Raw genomic sequence first — 18,096 nt, 5'->3', positions numbered from 1 at the left:
GTAATATATAATTAAAGATGTTTTCTACATAAGAGGCATAAAATTTATAATAGGCTTTTTATAAGTAATCTGAAACACAGCAATATAAGGAGGTTGTACTATGGGATATAAAATAGCTGTAGCAGGTAAGGGTGGTACCGGTAAAACTACTTTGACAGGTCTTTTAATAGATTATTTAATAAAAAAAGGTTCAGGACCTATTTTAGCAGTAGATGCTGATGCAAATGCTAATTTAAATGAAGTACTTGGAACAGAAATTGAAGAGACTATTGGACAAATAAAAGAAGATGTAAATAAAAGATCACTTGCAGGGGATAATTTTCCTGGAGGTATGATGAAAGCAGATTATTTAAAGTATAAATTAAATGCATCAGTAACTGAAGGAGACGGTTATGACCTTATTGTTATGGGAAGATCCCAGGGACCAGGATGTTATTGTTATGTTAATGGAATACTTAAAGCACAAGTGGATTCACTTTCTGGTAATTATGATTACATAGTAGTTGATAATGAAGCGGGAATGGAACACTTAAGTAGAAAACTTATAGATCCTATTGATACTCTATTTCTGATAAGCGATTGTTCCAGAAGAGGTATACAGGCTGTTGGAAGAATAAAGCAGTTAGTTGCTGAATTAAAGTTAAAAGTTGGCCAAATCTTTCTTATCGTAAATAGAGCTCCAGAAGGTAAATTGAATTCAGGAATAAAAGAAGAAATAAAAAAGCAAGAACTGGATTTAGTAGGAGTTGTGCCGATGGACCAAATGGTCTATCAATTTGATTCAGATGGAAAAGCATTAGTAGAGCTGCCAGAGGATTCTTCATGCAGAAAAGCATTGAATGAAATACTATCAAAAATTCAATTTGAAAATTAAATTAAGGAGGCATACATTATGTTCAAAAAACCAACACAAAAATTTTCAGGCAAAATTGGTGAAGTTGAAATTGGAACAGGAGAAAAAGCATTAAAATTAGGAGGAGAATCAGTATTACCATTTTATACTTTTGATGGAGATACAGGAAATACCCCAAAAGTAGGTATGGAAATTTTAGATGTATATCCAGAAGATTGGATAGATCCTTTAAAAGACATATACAAGGATGTTGCAAAAGATCCTGTTAAATGGGCACAATTTGTAGAAGAAAAATATAGTCCAGATTTTATATGCCTAAGACTTATAAGTGCTGATCCAAACGGTACAGATGCTGCACCAGAAGATTGTGCTAAAACAGCTAAAGCAGTAGTTGAAGCTATAAAAACTCCATTAGTAGTTGCAGGTACAGGAAATCATGAAAAAGATGCAAAATTATTTGAAAAAGTTGCTCAGGAAACTGAAGGACACAATATACTTTTAATGTCTGCAGTAGAAGATAACTATAAGTCAGTAGGAGCTGCAGGTGTAATGGCTTATAATGACAAAGTTGTAGCTGAATCTTCAGTTGATATAAACCTTGCAAAACAAATAAATATTTTAATGAATCAACTTGGAATAGACAATACAAAGTTTGTTGACAACGTAGGATGTGCAGCAGGTGGATACGGTTATGAATATGTTATATCAACTTTAGACAGAGTAAAGCTTGCAGCACTTGGTCAAGATGATAAAACTCTTCAAGTTCCTATAATAAGCCCTGTTTCTTTCGAAGCTTGCAAAGTAAAAGAAGCAATGGATTCAGAAGAAGATTCACCACAATGGGGAAGCCAGGAAGACAGAACAGTTTCTATGGAAGTTGCAACAGCATCCGGAGTATTAGCATCAGGAACAGATGCTGTAATATTACGTCATCCAAAATCTGTAGAAGTAATTAGAAACTTTATTAAGGAATTATTAGGTTAATTAAAATTTATACTGGGATTAAATAAGGAGGATTAAAAATGGCTTTAACAGGATTAAATATATTTAAATTAACACCAAAAAAGAATTGTAAGGATTGTGGTTTTCCTACTTGTCTAGCTTTTTCAATGAAAGTAGCAGCAGGAGCTGTAGAAATAGGAAAATGTCCTCATATGAGTGATGAGGCAATGGAAAAATTAGCTGAAGCTACTGCACCAATTATGAAGACAATAACTATTGGTAAGGGAGATAATGAATATAAATTAGGTGGAGAAACTGTTTTATTCCGTCATGAAAAAACTTTTGTAAATAGAAATAGATTTGCAGTTGCATTTTCCGATAGTATGGATGATGCAGAAGTAGATGCTAAGATCCAGCATATAAAAGATGTAGATTATGTTAGAATCGGTGAACAAATGAAAACCGAATTTGCTGCAATAAAATATGCAGGAAATAAAGACAAATATCTTGCTTTAATAAACAAAATAAAAGCGAGTGGAGTAAAAGTAGCTTATGCCCTAGTCTGTGAAGATGTAGCAGTAATGAAAGAAGCTCTTCCACTAGTTAAAGATGAAAATCCATTAGTTTATGGAGCTAATAAAGATAATTTTAAAGAAATGGTTGAACTTGTAAAAGGAGATAAATTAGCTTTAGGTGTAAAGGCAGACGGATTGGAAGCTCTTTATGGTTTAGTAGAAGAAATACAAAAATTAGGATATAAGAACTTAGTACTTGATCCAGGTGGAAAATCTATTAAAGAAGCTTTTGAAAATACAGTTCAAATTAGAAGAATAAATATTGAAGGTCAGGATAGAACTTTTGGATATCCTTCTATAATATTCCTAGATGAACTTACTAAAGCTGATAAATTTATGGAAGTAGCTTTATCTACATTATTTACTTTGAAATATGGTTCATTACTTGTTTTAAGTGATATGGATTATGCAAGAGCACTTCCTCTTTATAGTATAAGACAGAATGTATTTACAGATCCACAAAAACCAATGACAGTTGATTTGGGTATACATGGAATTAACAACCCAGATGAAAACTCACCAGTATTATGTACTGTTGACTTTGCTCTTACTTACTTCCTAGTTTCAGGAGAAGTTGAAAGATCTAAAGTTCCAGTATGGATGGTTATACCAGATGCAGGCGGATATTCTGTTCTTACATCTTGGGCTGCAGGTAAATTTACTGGTGCTGCAATAGCTGATGAAATAAAGAAGTGTGGAATATCAGAGAAGACTAAGAACAGAACTCTTTTAATCCCAGGAAAGGTTGCAGTTTTGAAAGGTGAATTAGAGGAACTTCTCCCAGATTGGAATATAGTAATTAGTAGTACAGAAGCTATGTTTATTCCTAAGTTATTAAAAGAGTTAACTGCTAAGTAAAAATTATTTAAGTAAAAAATAGGCAATGATTAAAAATTTTTAATTATTGCCTGACAATATAAATTAATACTAGTTTATAAAGATTAAGGTAAATAGGAGGTCATCTGAACATGGATAAATTTATGATCATAGGCGAAAGAATTCACTGCATATCTCCATCTATAAGAAAGGCTATTGAGGAAAGAAATCCTGAACCAATATTCAAAAGAGCAAAAGAACAATTGGATGCAGGAGCTAATTATCTAGATTTTAATATAGGACCAGCAAGAAAAGATGGGGAAGAAATTATGCAGTGGGGTGTTAAGGCTCTCCAAAGTGAATTTGACAACGTTCCACTAGCACTTGATACAACAAATAAGAAGGCTATAGAGGCAGGACTTAAAGTTTACAATAGAGAAAAAGGAAAACCTATCATAAATTCTGCAGATGCAGGAGAAAGAATTGGGAATATAGACTTAGCTGCAGAATATGATGCTATGAGCATAGCACTTTGTGCAAAAGAAGGAATAACAAAAGACAATGATGAAAGAATAGCATATTGCACTGAAATGCTTGAAAAAGGTATGGGTCTTGGAATGGAGCCTACAGATTTACTGTTTGATCCATTATTCTTAGTAATAAAGGGCATGCAGGATAAACAAAAAGAAGTATTAGAGGCTATTAAATTAATAAGTGATATGGGTCTTAGAACTTGCTGTGGATTAAGTAATGTTTCAAATGGAGCACCTAAGGAAATAAGACCAATAATGGATGCAACTTTTGCAGCTATGGCAATACAATGTGGTCTTACTTCTGCAATAATGAATCCATGTGACAAGAGATTAATGGAGACAATAAAGACTTGTGATGTTGTAAATGGTGCTGTTTTATATGCAGATTCTTACTTAGAGTTGTAATTTAGAGTTATAATTTAGAGCTATAATATATAATATTTTAAATTAGGAGGGGCTAAAAATGAATTTATTTCAAACTGTATTCACTGGTTCAAAGCAGGCTCTAGCAGCTGCTGAAGGCATAGTAAAACAAGCTGTTGACGAGAAGGGTAAAGACTATAAAGTAGCATTTCCTGATACTGCATATTCACTACCAGTAATTTTTGCAGCTACAGGAAAAAAGATAACTACTGTAGGAGAATTAGAAGGTGCATTAGATATAGTAAGAAGTTTGATAGTTGAGGAGGAAATGCTTGATAAGCTTTTAAATTCAGGACTTGCAACAGCTGTTGCAGCAGAAATTATAGAAGCTGCAAAGTATGTTCTTTCCGATGCTCCTTACGCAGAACCATGTGTAGGATTTATATCTGACCCAATAATTCGTTCTCTTGGTGTACCACTTGTTACTGGAGATATACCAGGTGTAGCAGTTATATTAGGAGAATGTCCAGATGCAGAGACTGCAGCTAAAATTATAAAGGATTATCAATCAAAAGGTCTTTTAACATGCTTAGTTGGAAAAGTAATTGACCAGGCAATAGAAGGAAAAGTTAAGATGGGACTTGACCTCAGGGTTATTCCACTTGGATATGATGTTACATCTGTAATTCATGTTGTAACTGTAGCTATAAGAGCTGCACTTATATTCGGAGGAATTAAGGGCGGTCAGTTAAATGATATATTAAAATATACAGCAGAAAGAGTACCTGCTTTTGTAAATGCATTCGGACCATTAAGCGAACTTGTAGTTTCAGCAGGTGCAGGAGCTATAGCACTTGGATTCCCTGTACTAACTGATCAGGTTGTACCAGAAGTTCCTACATTGTTGTTAACTCAAAAAGATTATGATAAAATGGTTAAAACTTCATTAGAAGCTAGAAATATAAAGATAAAGATAACTGAGATCCCAATTCCAGTTTCCTTTGCAGCAGCATTTGAAGGTGAAAGAATAAGAAAGAATGATATGCTTGCAGAGTTTGGTGGAAATAAGACTAAAGCTTGGGAATTAGTTATGTGTGCAGATCAGGGAGAAGTTGAAGATCACAAGATAGAGGTTATAGGACCAGATATAGATACTATAGATAAAGCTCCTGGAAGAATGCCTCTTGGAATGCTTATTAAAGTAAGTGGAACAAATATGCAGAAGGATTTTGAGCCAGTGCTTGAAAGAAGACTTCACTACTTCTTAAACTATATAGAAGGAGTAATGCATGTTGGTCAGAGAAATCTTACTTGGGTAAGAATAGGTAAGGAAGCTTTTGAAAAAGGATTTAGATTGAAACATTTTGGTGAAGTAATATACGCTAAAATGTTAGATGAATTTGGTTCAGTTGTAGACAAATGTGAAGTAACTATAATAACTGATCCAGATAAGGCTGAAGAATTGGAAGGCAAATATGCTGTACCAAGATATTCAGAAAGAGATGCAAGACTTGAATCATTAGTTGATGAAAAAGTTGATACTTTCTATTCATGTAATTTGTGTCAATCCTTTGCACCTGCACATGTATGTATAGTAACTCCTGAAAGACTTGGACTTTGCGGTGCAGTTTCATGGCTTGATGCTAAAGCTACACTTGAATTAAATCCAACAGGACCATGCCAGGCAGTTCCAAAAGAAGGCGTAGTTGATGAAAATTTAGGTATTTGGGAAAAAGTAAATGAAACTGTTTCAAAAATTTCTCAAGGTGCTGTAACTAGTGTTACATTATACAGTATATTACAAGATCCAATGACTTCCTGTGGATGTTTTGAGTGTATTACAGGTATAATGCCAGAAGCAAATGGTGTTGTAATGGTAAACAGAGAATTTGGTGCAACAACTCCTCTTGGAATGACATTTGGTGAACTTGCATCTATGACAGGTGGTGGAGTTCAGACTCCAGGATTTATGGGACATGGAAGACAATTCATAGCTTCAAAGAAGTTTATGAAAGGTGAAGGCGGACTTGGCAGAATAGTTTGGATGCCAAAAGAATTAAAAGACTTTGTTGCAGAAAAATTAAATAAGACAGCAAAGGAATTATATGATATAGATAATTTTGCAGATATGATCTGTGATGAAACTATAGCTACAGAATCTGAAGACGTAGTAAAATTCTTGGAAGAAAAAGGTCATCCTGCATTAAAGATGGATCCAATAATGTAGTAAAATTTTTTAAGTACTTAAATGATAGTGACAGGAACAGCTGTCACTATTGTTTTAATTAATGAATCATTAAGTTGAGAGTGTAAGTCTGGAATTTTGTATAAACCGTTTACTCATCCAATTATAAAAATTTAATTTATAAAGGAGTGTTATTTATGGATTTTCCAAAAGAATTAAAGTATAGCAAAGAACACACATGGGCAAAGATTGAAGGAGACACAGCACTTATAGGCATAAGTGATTTTGCACAGGATCAACTTGGAGAGATATTATTTGTAGAAATGCCAGATGTAGGAGATGAAATTACTCAAGGAGTTTCTCTTGGAGTTGTTGAATCATCTAAAAAGGCTTCAGATGTAATATCTCCATTATCTGGAGAAGTATTGGAAGTTAATGAGAAACTAGATGATGAACCAGAATATATAAATGAAAATGCTTATGATGCATGGATAGTAAAAATAAAAGTAAAAGACAGTGGAGAAGTTAAAAACTTAGTAGATGCTTCTGAATATGAAGCAGGTTTGAAATAAACAAAGGTTACTTTTCACAAGGAGGTATTCACAAAATATGGTAAAAGTTAAATTTACTCCATACAACAAAGAAATAGATGTTTTAGAAGGAGAAAATCTGCTGGAGGCTATAAGAAAAGCAGGTGTATTTATAGACACTCCATGTAATGGAAGTGGGTCCTGTGGAAAATGTAAAGTTAAGATAACAGCTGGAAATGTTATATCAGAAGATAGCAGACATATTACGGAAAAAGAAAAAAAGGAAGGATATGTGCTTGCCTGTCAGTGTGAGGTTAAAGAAGATATATCAGTAGAAATACCAGGGACTGCATCCTCTTCAATGCATGGAATGAAAATAGAAGATTTCTCAAGCAAGAGAGAATATGAAATATTTGAAAGAGCTAAAAATCAAATATTAAAATGTGGTATGGAATTTAAGACTTATGTAAGGAAGGACTATTTAGAGTTAGATCTTCCTAATTTAAATGATAATATATCTGATTTTGAAAGATTAAAAAGGCATATTAAAAATTATTTAAATTGTAATAGTGTATTTTGTAGATTACCCATATTGAGGAAGATACCTCAGCTTTTGAGAGAGTCAGATTTTAAAGTAACCATAACTCATATACCTAGAGGAGTAGGTAAAACTACAATTATTGATATAGAAAAAGGGGATACGACAGATAAGATTTATGGAGTGGCAGTGGATATTGGCACTACATCTGTGGCAGCGTGTTTGGTGGATTTATACAATGGTGAATTAATTGCAAAAGCCTCATCTGGAAATGCTCAAATAAAGTATGGAGCAGATGTTATAAACAGAATAATGTATTCTACTAAAGGTAACGGACTACAGGAATTGAATCACGCAGTGATACAGGAAACTATAAATCCCCTCTTAAATAAGATGTATATGGATTCAGGAATAAGAAAGGAACAAGTGGTATCCTTTGTTACGGCTGGTAATACAACTATGTCTCATCTTTTTTTGGGGTTGTATTCAAATTTTTTAAGAATGGAGCCATATATACCTGCTTTTGTTAAGACTCCTTTTATAAAAGCTTCCGAGCTAAATATAGAAGTTAACCCTGAAACATTTATATATTTAATCCCTTGTGTAGCAAGTTATGTAGGGGGAGATATAACTGCAGGTGTATTGTCTTCGGGAATGTGGAATACTGAAGATAATATACTATTTATAGATTTAGGAACAAATGGTGAGATTGTATTTGGAAATAAAGAATATCTGATGACCTGTGCTTGTTCTGCAGGACCTGCCTTTGAAGGTGGTGAAATAAGTTGCGGAATGAGGGCATCAGGAGGCGCCATAGAAAAGGTTAAAATAGGCAGCGACTATGAACCTATAATTAGCGTTATTGGCAATGAAAAGCCTCTTGGAATATGTGGCTCAGGTATTATAGATTTAATATGTTCAATGATGTTTGCAGGAATTATTGATAGGAAGGGCAAAATAGTAAAAAATTTAAAAACTAATAGGATTAGATTTGATGAAAATGGAATTGGGGAATATATTTTAGTTTTTAAAGAACAATATGATTTGGATAGAGATGTAAGTATAACAGATGTGGATATAGACAACTTTATTAGGGCAAAAGCAGCAATTTATTCTGGAATTACTACACTTTTAAATAACCTGGGGATGGATTTTACCATGATAGATAAAATCTATATAGCAGGAGGTATAGGAAATAGTTTAAATATAGGTAATGCTGTAAAGATAGGAATGCTGCCTGATATAGACCAAGATAAAATAAATTATATAGGTAATAGTTCTCTTATGGGATGCTATTTGACACTGATGAGTGAGGATGCAAGGCACAAGTTGGAGGAAATAGCAAATCATATGACCTATGTAGAACTTAGTGTAGATCCATTATATATGGATCAGTTTGTATCAGCTTGTTTTTTACCACACACGGATATAGAAAAATTTCCTACTGTTAAGAAGCTTTTAGAAAAATCTCTTTAGTCATATTGAAATTGGTATGTTGCCATTTTATCGTTATGTTATTTTAATAACATAGTAAAAGGAGTATACTTAAATTGAAAGTTAATTTTTAACTTAGGGTAAACATTTATTCTGATATCAGAATTGGTACCCTGTTTATGTGTAAAATTTAAGAGGAGGTAATTGAAAATGTGTGAATCAACAGCTTATTTGGTAACACCTGAAGGTGAACGTAAAATTATGGATTATGTAGTGGATATAGTTCCGAAAGAAAATGGTAAGTTGTCATTGACAGACATTTTAGGAGAAGAAGAGATAATAGAAGGAATGTTAAAGGAAGTAAGACTTTTGGAGCATAAGATTGTAATAGAAAAAGCAATGTAGCTATTGTATAAGGAGGTACTATAATGAACAACGAACATGAATGCCACCATCATCATGACAATACACCTCATACTCATGAACATTATCATGATGGTATAGCTCATACTCATACACATGTTCACGATGATGATCACCATCATACACATGAAATGTTAGATGGAGATGAAAGTAAGGAAGAAAAAACATTAAAGATACTTTTAAGTCATTGGGTGGAGCATAATAAGTCCCATGAAGAAGGATTTGCAGAATGGGTAGAGAAAGCAAAAAATATGGGAAAAGTAGAAACTTCACAATTTATTGAAAAGGCAATCGACTTTATGAAGCAAGCTGACAATATGTTGGAAGAAGCGGAAAAGCATATGGAATAGCTTAGATTAAGTTTGTTAAACAACTTCAATTTTATAGAAAGATATAGGATTGAAGTTGTTTAGCCATATATACCATCTATGAGGAGATTATATAATTATTAGAAAATTAAAAAAATAATAATGCTATTTGTTTTGGAGGGATGTAATAGATGTACAAGAATGGTATAGACAAAAAACCAAAGGATGAAATACCCTATGATCACTATAAAAGTGTATTTAAGAATTTTAAACCTGAAGAAATGGCAAAAAATACAGGGTGCGTATACAATGAATCCAGAGGAGAAATAGAAGTAAAATTGATGGGGAAAAATGTAATAGTAAAATATCCTTCCGGTGAGGTTCTTAATGAGGATGGTTCTGAAATGGAAAAATATCCTCCTAGAACTTTAATTTTGAGATATCTGATGCAGGGCAAAGGATTAGCACCTTCTGATAAATATATAACCTATAGAGAAGTGGATGGCGGAAATGTGTATTATAATAATTTTTATGGGAGATGTCTATTAAGATTATCTAAAACCTTTGGGAACAATATAAACAAATTTAAAGAAGTTTTTGAAAGTCTAGGAGCTCAAGAAGTAAGCATGGGGGATGCTGCTTATAAATTTAGATTTTTAAACAACATATATGTTATTTTTGCATTATGGGAAGGTGATGAAGAATTTGCACCTTCGTCCCAGATATTATTCAATAGTAATGTGCCATTCTATTTTACGGCTGAAGATTTAGCTGTAGTAGGAGACACATCTATAGGAATTATAACAAATTTAGCATATAAGAAATAGGAAATAAGAGATGGGGGTCTCGAAATGGAAAATAATATGTTAAAGCCAAATGAAATATGTAATGCTGCTGTAGGAGCGGGTTGTTCTAAGGCAGCATTAAAGACTTACCAACAAGCAGTACTTGGAATACTCGCGGGGGCGTTTATTGCATGTGGTGGTGTTGTTTCTGCCGTTGCATCTCATGGTATAACAAATGTTGGAGTTTCAAAGTTTGTAGGGGGAGCTGTTTTCCCGGTAGGACTTATATTAGTGGTTATATGTGGAGCAGAGCTTTTTACAGGGAATTGTCTTATGGTTGTACCATTAGTTGGCAAGGAAGTAACCCTTAAGCCTATGATTAAAAATTGGATAGTAGTTTACATATTTAATTTTATAGGATCAGTTATTGTAGCTTTTTTGGTATTTGAATCGGGGACTTTTGGAATGAGTAGTGGAAAGCTTGGTGGAACGGTTATAAAGGTAGCTTCAACTAAAGCATCACTTTCTTTTGGCACTGCTTTCTGCAGCGGAATAATGTGTAATTTTTTAGTATGTCTTGCAGTGTGGGGTGCTTTTGCAGCTAAAGATATAATAAGTAAAATTGTAATAATATGGTTTCCTATAATGACTTTTGTGACTTGTGGATTTGAGCATAGTGTTGCCAATATGTATTTTTTAACAGCTGGGCTTTTTGCAAAATCCAATCCTTCATTTGTAGCAGCATCAGGAATTTCACAGGATAAAATAGTATCTGCAGCTGGAATAGTTCATAATTTAATACCTGTAACTTTAGGTAATATAGTTGGAGGATCAATATTTGTTGGATTAGCATATTTTGTTGTTTATAAATATAAATCTTCTAAACCAAAGGAAAGCGTATGTAAATAAGGCATTTTTATACCCTCAATTGTTATTTAATTATCATTCTTTATTCTTGAATAGTGTGATATCATATGTTAAACTTAAGCTAATATTAAGAAATATGGTTATGACAGAATAAAAAGAGAGCCAAAATTTTAAGACATTTAATTGGTGCCTTAAGTTTGGCTCTTTTTATTTTTTACTATTACATAAGGAGGAATATTCGGTGTTTGATGTTACTATTATAGGAGCTGGAGTTGTTGGAAATGCTATAGCAAGAGAGTTATGTAGATATAAACTTAATATATGTGTTGTAGAAAAAGATTCTGACGTGGGAAATGGTACTAGCAAAGCAAATAGTGGTATAGTTCATGCAGGGTTTGATGCAGATCCAAATACGTTAAAAAGTAAACTAAATGTGATTGGGAATAGTATGTTTGATAACCTCTCTAAAGAATTAGATTTCACATTTAAAAAGGTTGGTTCATTAGTGCTTTGCTTTAATAAATCTGAGGTGAAAAATCTGGAGAAATTAAAACAGCAGGGAATTGAAAATGGAGTTACTGATCTTGAAATAATAGGTGGGGATAAAGTAAGAGAAGTAGAACCCAACATATCAAAAAATGTAGTTGCTGCACTACATGCTCCAACGGGAGGAATAGTTTGTCCTTATGAAATGACCATAGCACTGGCTGAAAATGCAGCTGTAAATGGAGTGAAATTTAAATTAAATACAAGAGTAATATCTTTAAAAGAGAGTAAGGGATTTTATATAATAGAAACAAATAGAGAAAATATAGAAACGAAACTTATAATAAACGCAGCAGGATTGTTTTCAGATGAGATTAATAATATGATAAGTGCTAGGAAAATTAAAATAGTTCCAAGAAAAGGGGAATATTGTTTATTTGATAAGACAGCAGAACATACAGTTTCAATGACTATATTTCAATTACCTACTAAGAAGGGAAAAGGAGTTTTAGTTACTCCTACAGTAGATGGAAATTTGCTTATAGGGCCTGATGCAGAAGATATAGAAGATAAAACAGACTTAACTACTACAAGTAGAGGGATAGATTTTGTAATTTCTAAGGCAGCTTTAAGTGTAAATAAGCTGCAAATGAAACAGATCATAACTTCTTTTTCTGGGCTTAGGGCACATAGTGTAGAAGGAGACTTTATAATTGGAGAAGCAGAGGATGCGGAGAATTTTATAAATGCAGCAGGTATTGAATCACCTGGTTTAACCAGTTCCCCTGCTATAGCAGAAATGGTTAGAGATATTGTAGTTAGCAAGTTAAAACCGGAAAAGAACGATAAGTTTAACCCTATAAGAAAAGGAATGCCTAAATTTAGAGAAATGACAAATGAAGAGAGAAAACGTATGATTGCCAGTAACCCAAAGTATGGTAAAATTATATGTAGATGCGAAACTGTTACAGAAGGAGAAATATTAGATGCCATAAGGAGACCTCTTGGTGCAAGAACAATGGATGCTGTGAAAAAGAGAACTAGGTCAGGTATGGGAAGATGTCAGTCAGGATTTTGCTCACCGAGAGTAGTTGAGATTTTGGCAAGAGAATTGAAGATTTCACCACAAGAAGTAACTAAGTTTGGAAATCATTCAAATATATTAGTAGGGAAAGACAAAGAAGGAGTAAATCGCTTTCGCTGTGTGTGATGGGAGAGTTATGGATGGGCAGCGGGTAGCCATCGGATAAATTAGGATGATTTGGAGGTTTAAAATATGCAAGAATATGATGTAGTAATAATAGGAGGCGGACCTGCAGGGCTTGCAGCTGCTATATCAGTTAAAGAAGCAGGGATAAATAATATAATTATACTAGAGAGGGAAAATGAGCTAGGGGGAATATTAAATCAATGTATTCATAATGGATTTGGTCTCCATACTTTTAAAGAAGAATTGACAGGACCTGAATATGCTCAGAGATTTATAGATAAGGTAGAAGATTTAAAGATACAATATAAATTAAATACTATGGTGCTTGATTTAAATAAAGATAAGTGTATAACGGCTGTGAATGAAGAAGAAGGTATAATTGAAATAAAGGCTAAATCTATAATTTTATCTATGGGATGTAGGGAAAGACCAAGAGGAGCCATAAATATACCGGGAAGCAGATGTGCTGGGATATATACAGCAGGAGCAGCTCAAAAATTTGTAAATGTAGAAGGATATATGCCGGGAAAGGAAGTTGTAATACTTGGTTCTGGTGATATAGGTCTCATAATGGCAAGAAGAATGACGCTTGAGGGGGCAAAGGTAAAAGCAGTTGTGGAACTTTTACCTTATTCTAGCGGGCTTAAGAGAAATATAGTGCAGTGCCTTGATGATTTTGAAATTCCACTGAAATTAAGCTATACCGTAATAGACATAAAGGGAAAGGAAAGAGTAGAAGGCGTGACTATTGCTGCAGTAGGTAAAGATAGAAAGCCTGTCAAGGGTACTGAAGAATATATACCTTGTGATACTTTGCTTTTATCTGTTGGACTTTTGCCAGAAAATGAACTTTCGAGAAAAGCTGAAATAAATTTATCTGATGTAACAGGAGGACCTATAGTCGATGAAAGTTTAGAGACTAATGTAGACGGAATATTTGCCTGTGGAAATGTATTGCATGTTCATGATTTAGTAGATAATGTAGCATTAGAAAGTATAAATGCAGGTAAGAATGCAGCTAGATATGTAAAGGGTGAGAAAAGATTTAGTGGATATAAAATAGAAGTTATAGCTGCTAGTGGTGTCAGGTATACAGTACCAAAGTATATAAATCCTAAAAATGTAGAAAAATCAGTAGATGTTAGATTTAGAGTAGGGGATGTATTTGAAGATAGTTTTATATCAGTTTATTTTGATAAGACAAGAGAAATGTATATAAAAAAGAGGATACTTACTCCAGGAAAAATGGAAACAGTTAAGATTAGTAAAGAGCTGCTGAATAAATATACGAATTGTAAGGAGATAACAATAAAGCTGGAAAGGGAGCAGTAGTATGAGTACAAGAGAATTAACTTGTATAGGATGTCCTATAGGATGTCAGCTTTTAGTTAAGATTAATAAGGATAAAGTTGTAGAAGTTACTGGAAACACCTGTAAAAATGGAAAAGAGTATGGAGAAAAGGAATGTACTAATCCTACTAGGATAGTTACTTCTTCTGTATATGTAGAAGGCGGAGAAATAGATGTACTTCCAGTTAAAACAGAAAGGGACATCCCTAAAGATAGGGTATTTGATTGTATAAAGCTGCTCAAGGGGAAAATAGTTAAGGCACCTATTAAAATAGGAGATATAATAGTAGAAAATGTAGTAAATTCAGGAATAAATATTATAGCTACGAAAAATGTAAAAAGAAGTAAGAGAAGCTAACCTTCTTATTTTTTGCTACAGCAAGTAAACAGTAGTATAACAGTAAATAAATATTATTCTAGAAGAATATGTTATAATAATATTAAGAATTTACTGGAGATAAACAGAGTTCTTGGTTTCAGGTGGAGTTTTTTCTCCATCTGAAACTTATTAACAGGATTCTTAGTGCTTTAGCACTTAGAAGGCGTTATCCTTTAGGGGAAATCGTTATCCAGGGGTGTAGCAGCCGTTATCCCCCAGTTAAGTAGAGAGCCAAAATCTATGATTTTGTGCGAATCACTTACTCCTTCGACAATAGGAGAAGGAGTTTCATACAAAGAAGATGGGGGTATTACGGATGGTAGCCATCGGATAAAGCTAGGAGGTATAATATGGATAAAACTACATTAGATGAATTGACAAATCAGCTTGGAAACTTTACACAGTTAAAACTTGAAAGCATACCAGATATAGATTTATATATGGATCAGGTAACTACTTTTATTGAAGAAAAGTTAGGATATTTAAAGAGAAATAAAGAAGATACGGCTATTACTAAAACTATGATAAACAATTATACTAAAGCAGGTATACTAATGCCGCCTAAAAAGAAAAAATATTCTAAGCAGCATATGATACTTATTATATTGACATATTACTTAAAACAAATTTTATCCATAGGTGATATACAGAGCTTATTTTCCTCTCTAGCTAAATCCATAAAAGAAGGAGAAGATCATACAAAAGATTTAGATAAGATATATCAGGATTTTTTAAAAATAGAAAAAATTCAAGTGGAGAGTTTTGTAAAAGATTTTAAATCTAAAATTACTGAGAATGATACCTTTAATTGTAATGGGGAAGAATTAGAACAGGATGAAAATAAACTTATAACAGTTGTAGTTATGTTGATTGTAAGGGCGAATATAGAAAAGAAAATGGCAGAAAGTATAATAGATAATTTCTTTGGAAAATAAATTGTGTACATAAACTTGCAAACTTGCAAATTTATCCGATGACTACCTGCTCTAATACTTCCACTTCTCTAAGTGGGAGTATTAGAGCAGCTACGTCCCTGGATAACGATTTCTAAGCATTAGGTGGAGTCAAAACTCCATCTGATGCCAAGAACTCTGTTTATGTACAAGTACAATAAGATATTAAAAAATTATTTAAATAGTTTATTAAAACAATCTTTGCAAATCATGACTGTACCTTTGTTTGCAGATATTAGTTCACTACTACTTACTGATTTTTGGCAAATTTCACATACGCGATGTTCATGATCCTCATGGAAACTTGATGTTTTTTTAGTGTTTTTAAAACTTCTTTTCCTATTTGGAGGAGGTGAATAGTTTATAGGTTCATCCATGGTAGTCTTTTTAAAAACATTGTAGTCCATGTCATAGGTACTCTCACCAAATAACTCCAGTTCAAATCTAGGATAATCCTGATCGTAATGTTCTTCTATGATTAATCTTCTAATCTGGGCATCATTTATTATGAGTCCACTTTTTTCAATACCATCAAATATACTTTTAGTTATGTTGTTGGTATCAGGGTGTCTTTTTTTACTCTTATAGTATACTTTTAAAAGGGCTATAAGGGATTCTTCTATAACTAGTCCAGGATTTTGACTCCTGCATTCATAAGCTATTTCTTCTTCGTACAGAGCATATCTGTCGTGATATTTCCCGGAATTATAGGGCAATATGGCTCTTCCATTTACGTTAAACAGCTTAAAATTTGACTTAGATATAGGAGAACCTTTTACTATAATTTTTGCATAAGGTTTGATCATATTTATTTCTCCAGTAATTTAAGTTTATATCAGTGAATATTATACATATATTATATCACACGCATGAGTTTTAAGTCCCGGGAAATAATTATGAAGTACAATGAAGTGCGTAAGTTTTAAATAATATGATTTATAGGTATTTTTATTAATACCTTTGCACCACCAAGTTCTTCAGAATGGGATAGTTTCGTTGAACCTCCGTTCAGCTTTATAAATAAATTTGTAATACTATTACGTCCTTTTAATTTTCACTTCTTCCCTCAAAATAGTTATACCATAAAAAGCTTATTAAAAATAACAAAATAGTGGCAATTAAACAAATATATATCCCATTATGAAATTCATTTATTAAAAACAAATGCTTACCATTATCAATTTTTAGACTAATATAATAATCGGGTATTCTACCTCCCCAGCTGCAAGGAGTCCATTTCCAAATTCCATCTCCAAGTCCTGTAAGCATAAGGGCAGTAATTAAACTTTCTGATATTCCAAGCCCTATAGACGCTCCACTTCCAAACCTAAAACTACACAACAAATGTAATAAGTATAAAAAGATTTCACAAAACAATAAAATTAAAGTCATCTTTCCATAAAACACTGCACTAAATACATTTTTATGAGCCAAAAATTCTAATCCCAAACCTAAAATACCAATAGCCACAATTAAAGAACCTAATCCCATAAGAAGTAGCATACACAATTTGCTGAAAAACTTAAGCAGTTTATGCCTTGCCATCAAAAGTTCCTGAAAATTTCCTGCATCAGCTTCCTGTTCTACAACCATGGCACAGACAATTCCAATTATAAGCGGAAATCCTGCTGATAAGACTTGTATATAAAATCCTACCTTTGAAACATTGTCTACAGTTGCAGGCGATGATGTGTAATATGCCACACATAGCGTTGAAATTAGTATTGGAACTATAATGTGTATCCATATTATTGGAGTATGATGTATTTTCTGAAAATCTGATCTTATAAGTTTAAAAAGTTTACCCATTTATTTTGCCTCCTGTCCTTCATACCATTTTGCAGTTAAAATTGTAAGTATTACAAATAAAACTAATGTAATTATAATTCCAGGTAAAATAACACTGTGTGATAATAACTCAGGTTCAAATCTTTTACTTCCAGGAACAGCTGGAAGTCCATTTGGAAGTATTTTCACAATTGGACACATTAATCTAGCTGGAATTGCATATGGTATTAACCATAATACTTTTTTTAGAGAAAATATTACCGCCCCTAATTCATATGCAACAATATTAATTAATATTGTTGGAAACATTCCAACTTTACTTCCGAGAAACAAGCAAAGAGGTACCTGCCATAAAAAAGTAATGATTAAAACTAAACTCCCTAATGCTGAGCTTGTTATTGGAATTCTTCCTTCTGGATTTTGAAAAGGAAGAACATTACCAATTACTACAACTCCAAATAAATGAATTATAGAAGCAATAACAATCATAAGCATACACACAAGTATCTTGGATATCCATACTTTTTTAAGATCTACAGGAAGTGAGAGGACTGCCATGTTTTTCATTTTGTTGTCTTTGACAGCAACTAATGTACATAATAAAGATACCATTCCTGGAAGCAGCATTGAGTACCACCAGTTATACATGTTTATTTGAAAATATGTAGGTTCTAGTGCCAATGTACAAAGTATTGTAAAAATTGGTGCCAGAAAAATGAGCTTTCCTATAAATGTATGCTTTATCTTCAAATATTCTGATTTAAAATAAGCTTCCATA

General features: G+C 32.9%; 18 protein-coding genes. 15 read left to right on the top strand and 3 right to left on the bottom strand.

The genetic code is table 11. The annotated features are described in order from the left end of the window. The first annotated feature begins 100 nt into the window (after nucleotides 1-100). The 15 genes from CLJU_RS18510 to CLJU_RS18440 all read left to right on the top strand — a co-directional run bounded on the left by CLJU_RS18510 (nucleotide 101) and on the right by CLJU_RS18440 (nucleotide 15,512). Nucleotides 101-874, top strand: a complete 774-nt coding sequence (locus tag CLJU_RS18510; protein ID WP_013240363.1) for an ATP-binding protein — start codon at nucleotides 101-103, stop codon at nucleotides 872-874. Nucleotides 875-892: 18 nt separating this feature from the next. Continuing rightward, a complete protein-coding gene (gene acsD, locus CLJU_RS18505; RefSeq protein WP_013240362.1) occupies nucleotides 893-1,837 on the top strand; it encodes an acetyl-CoA decarbonylase/synthase complex subunit delta in 945 nt (314 codons plus the stop codon). 38 nt (nucleotides 1,838-1,875) lie between these two features. After that, nucleotides 1,876-3,228: an acetyl-CoA decarbonylase/synthase complex subunit gamma gene (gene acsC, locus CLJU_RS18500; protein ID WP_013240361.1), complete on the top strand. Its 1,353-nt coding sequence runs from the start codon at nucleotides 1,876-1,878 to the stop codon at nucleotides 3,226-3,228. 110 nt (nucleotides 3,229-3,338) lie between these two features. Further along, nucleotides 3,339-4,124 carry a carbon monoxide dehydrogenase/acetyl-CoA synthase methytransferase subunit gene (gene acsE / locus CLJU_RS18495; RefSeq protein WP_013240360.1) on the top strand — a complete coding sequence of 262 codons (786 nt, stop codon included), beginning with the start codon at nucleotides 3,339-3,341 and terminating at the stop codon, nucleotides 4,122-4,124. A gap of 58 nt (nucleotides 4,125-4,182) precedes the next feature. Then, complete coding sequence (gene acsB, locus CLJU_RS18490; protein ID WP_013240359.1) at nucleotides 4,183-6,309, top strand: acetyl-CoA decarbonylase/synthase complex subunit alpha/beta; 2,127 nt, start codon at nucleotides 4,183-4,185, stop codon at nucleotides 6,307-6,309. A gap of 155 nt (nucleotides 6,310-6,464) precedes the next feature. Next, a complete protein-coding gene (gene gcvH, locus CLJU_RS18485) occupies nucleotides 6,465-6,839 on the top strand; it encodes a glycine cleavage system protein GcvH (RefSeq protein WP_013240358.1) in 375 nt (124 codons plus the stop codon). Between the two features lie 37 nt (nucleotides 6,840-6,876). Next, nucleotides 6,877-8,811, top strand: coding sequence for a corrinoid activation/regeneration protein AcsV (gene acsV / locus CLJU_RS18480; protein WP_013240357.1), 1,935 nt, complete (start codon nucleotides 6,877-6,879; stop codon nucleotides 8,809-8,811). Between the two features lie 168 nt (nucleotides 8,812-8,979). Next, complete coding sequence (locus tag CLJU_RS18475; protein ID WP_013240356.1) at nucleotides 8,980-9,174, top strand: CooT family nickel-binding protein; 195 nt, start codon at nucleotides 8,980-8,982, stop codon at nucleotides 9,172-9,174. 23 nt (nucleotides 9,175-9,197) lie between these two features. Then, nucleotides 9,198-9,542, top strand: a complete 345-nt coding sequence (locus CLJU_RS18470; protein ID WP_013240355.1) for a DUF8180 domain-containing protein — start codon at nucleotides 9,198-9,200, stop codon at nucleotides 9,540-9,542. A 149-nt stretch (nucleotides 9,543-9,691) separates the two neighbouring features. Beyond that, complete coding sequence (locus CLJU_RS18465) at nucleotides 9,692-10,327, top strand: DUF3786 domain-containing protein (protein ID WP_013240354.1); 636 nt, start codon at nucleotides 9,692-9,694, stop codon at nucleotides 10,325-10,327. A gap of 24 nt (nucleotides 10,328-10,351) precedes the next feature. After that, the gene (locus tag CLJU_RS18460) at nucleotides 10,352-11,194 is read left to right on the top strand and encodes a formate/nitrite transporter family protein (RefSeq protein WP_013240353.1); all 843 of its coding nucleotides are present in this window, start codon (nucleotides 10,352-10,354) and stop codon (nucleotides 11,192-11,194) included. A 199-nt stretch (nucleotides 11,195-11,393) separates the two neighbouring features. Then, nucleotides 11,394-12,848 (top strand): NAD(P)/FAD-dependent oxidoreductase, encoded by a 1,455-nt coding sequence (locus tag CLJU_RS18455; protein WP_013240352.1) that lies wholly within the window; start codon nucleotides 11,394-11,396, stop codon nucleotides 12,846-12,848. 66 nt (nucleotides 12,849-12,914) lie between these two features. Beyond that, nucleotides 12,915-14,180 carry an NAD(P)/FAD-dependent oxidoreductase gene (locus CLJU_RS18450; protein ID WP_013240351.1) on the top strand — a complete coding sequence of 422 codons (1,266 nt, stop codon included), beginning with the start codon at nucleotides 12,915-12,917 and terminating at the stop codon, nucleotides 14,178-14,180. Between the two features lies 1 nt (nucleotide 14,181). Beyond that, nucleotides 14,182-14,556, top strand: coding sequence for a DUF1667 domain-containing protein (locus tag CLJU_RS18445; RefSeq protein ID WP_013240350.1), 375 nt, complete (start codon nucleotides 14,182-14,184; stop codon nucleotides 14,554-14,556). A 371-nt stretch (nucleotides 14,557-14,927) separates the two neighbouring features. After that, nucleotides 14,928-15,512 carry a DUF1836 domain-containing protein gene (locus CLJU_RS18440; protein ID WP_013240349.1) on the top strand — a complete coding sequence of 195 codons (585 nt, stop codon included), beginning with the start codon at nucleotides 14,928-14,930 and terminating at the stop codon, nucleotides 15,510-15,512. 191 nt (nucleotides 15,513-15,703) lie between these two features. Here the strand turns inward: CLJU_RS18440 and CLJU_RS18435 are convergent, their stop codons facing one another. The 3 genes from CLJU_RS18435 to CLJU_RS18425 all read right to left on the bottom strand — a co-directional run bounded on the left by CLJU_RS18435 (nucleotide 15,704) and on the right by CLJU_RS18425 (nucleotide 18,095). Next, nucleotides 15,704-16,333 carry a RusA family crossover junction endodeoxyribonuclease gene (locus CLJU_RS18435; protein ID WP_192847895.1) on the bottom strand — a complete coding sequence of 210 codons (630 nt, stop codon included), beginning with the start codon at nucleotides 16,331-16,333 and terminating at the stop codon, nucleotides 15,704-15,706. A gap of 244 nt (nucleotides 16,334-16,577) precedes the next feature. Next, the gene (locus CLJU_RS18430) at nucleotides 16,578-17,339 is read right to left on the bottom strand and encodes a lantibiotic immunity ABC transporter MutG family permease subunit (RefSeq protein WP_013240347.1); all 762 of its coding nucleotides are present in this window, start codon (nucleotides 17,337-17,339) and stop codon (nucleotides 16,578-16,580) included. Next, a complete protein-coding gene (locus tag CLJU_RS18425) occupies nucleotides 17,340-18,095 on the bottom strand; it encodes a lantibiotic immunity ABC transporter MutE/EpiE family permease subunit (protein ID WP_013240346.1) in 756 nt (251 codons plus the stop codon). Nucleotide 18,096: the final 1 nt, after the last annotated feature.

The sequence above is a fragment of the Clostridium ljungdahlii DSM 13528 genome (genome assembly GCF_000143685.1).
In the GTDB taxonomy this organism is placed as follows: Bacteria; Bacillota; Clostridia; order Clostridiales; family Clostridiaceae; genus Clostridium_B; species Clostridium_B ljungdahlii.
Note: the sequence above shows the minus strand (reverse complement) of the source record. Positions and strands in the feature narration are given on the sequence as shown.

Excerpts from the sequence above, each read along its gene's own strand:
- CLJU_RS18510 (WP_013240363.1), top strand. The coding sequence starts at position 101 with ATGGGATATAAAATAGCTGTAGCAGGTAAGGGTGGTACCGGTAAAACT.
- acsD (WP_013240362.1), top strand. The coding sequence starts at position 893 with ATGTTCAAAAAACCAACACAAAAATTTTCAGGCAAAATTGGTGAAGTT.
- acsC (WP_013240361.1), top strand. The coding sequence starts at position 1,876 with ATGGCTTTAACAGGATTAAATATATTTAAATTAACACCAAAAAAGAAT.
- acsE (WP_013240360.1), top strand. The coding sequence starts at position 3,339 with ATGGATAAATTTATGATCATAGGCGAAAGAATTCACTGCATATCTCCA.
- acsB (WP_013240359.1), top strand. The coding sequence starts at position 4,183 with ATGAATTTATTTCAAACTGTATTCACTGGTTCAAAGCAGGCTCTAGCA.
- gcvH (WP_013240358.1), top strand. The coding sequence starts at position 6,465 with ATGGATTTTCCAAAAGAATTAAAGTATAGCAAAGAACACACATGGGCA.
- acsV (WP_013240357.1), top strand. The coding sequence starts at position 6,877 with ATGGTAAAAGTTAAATTTACTCCATACAACAAAGAAATAGATGTTTTA.
- CLJU_RS18475 (WP_013240356.1), top strand. The coding sequence starts at position 8,980 with ATGTGTGAATCAACAGCTTATTTGGTAACACCTGAAGGTGAACGTAAA.
- CLJU_RS18470 (WP_013240355.1), top strand. The coding sequence starts at position 9,198 with ATGAACAACGAACATGAATGCCACCATCATCATGACAATACACCTCAT.
- CLJU_RS18465 (WP_013240354.1), top strand. The coding sequence starts at position 9,692 with ATGTACAAGAATGGTATAGACAAAAAACCAAAGGATGAAATACCCTAT.
- CLJU_RS18460 (WP_013240353.1), top strand. The coding sequence starts at position 10,352 with ATGGAAAATAATATGTTAAAGCCAAATGAAATATGTAATGCTGCTGTA.
- CLJU_RS18450 (WP_013240351.1), top strand. The coding sequence starts at position 12,915 with ATGCAAGAATATGATGTAGTAATAATAGGAGGCGGACCTGCAGGGCTT.
- CLJU_RS18445 (WP_013240350.1), top strand. The coding sequence starts at position 14,182 with ATGAGTACAAGAGAATTAACTTGTATAGGATGTCCTATAGGATGTCAG.
- CLJU_RS18440 (WP_013240349.1), top strand. The coding sequence starts at position 14,928 with ATGGATAAAACTACATTAGATGAATTGACAAATCAGCTTGGAAACTTT.
- CLJU_RS18430 (WP_013240347.1), bottom strand. The coding sequence starts at position 17,339 with ATGGGTAAACTTTTTAAACTTATAAGATCAGATTTTCAGAAAATACAT.
- CLJU_RS18425 (WP_013240346.1), bottom strand. The coding sequence starts at position 18,095 with ATGGAAGCTTATTTTAAATCAGAATATTTGAAGATAAAGCATACATTT.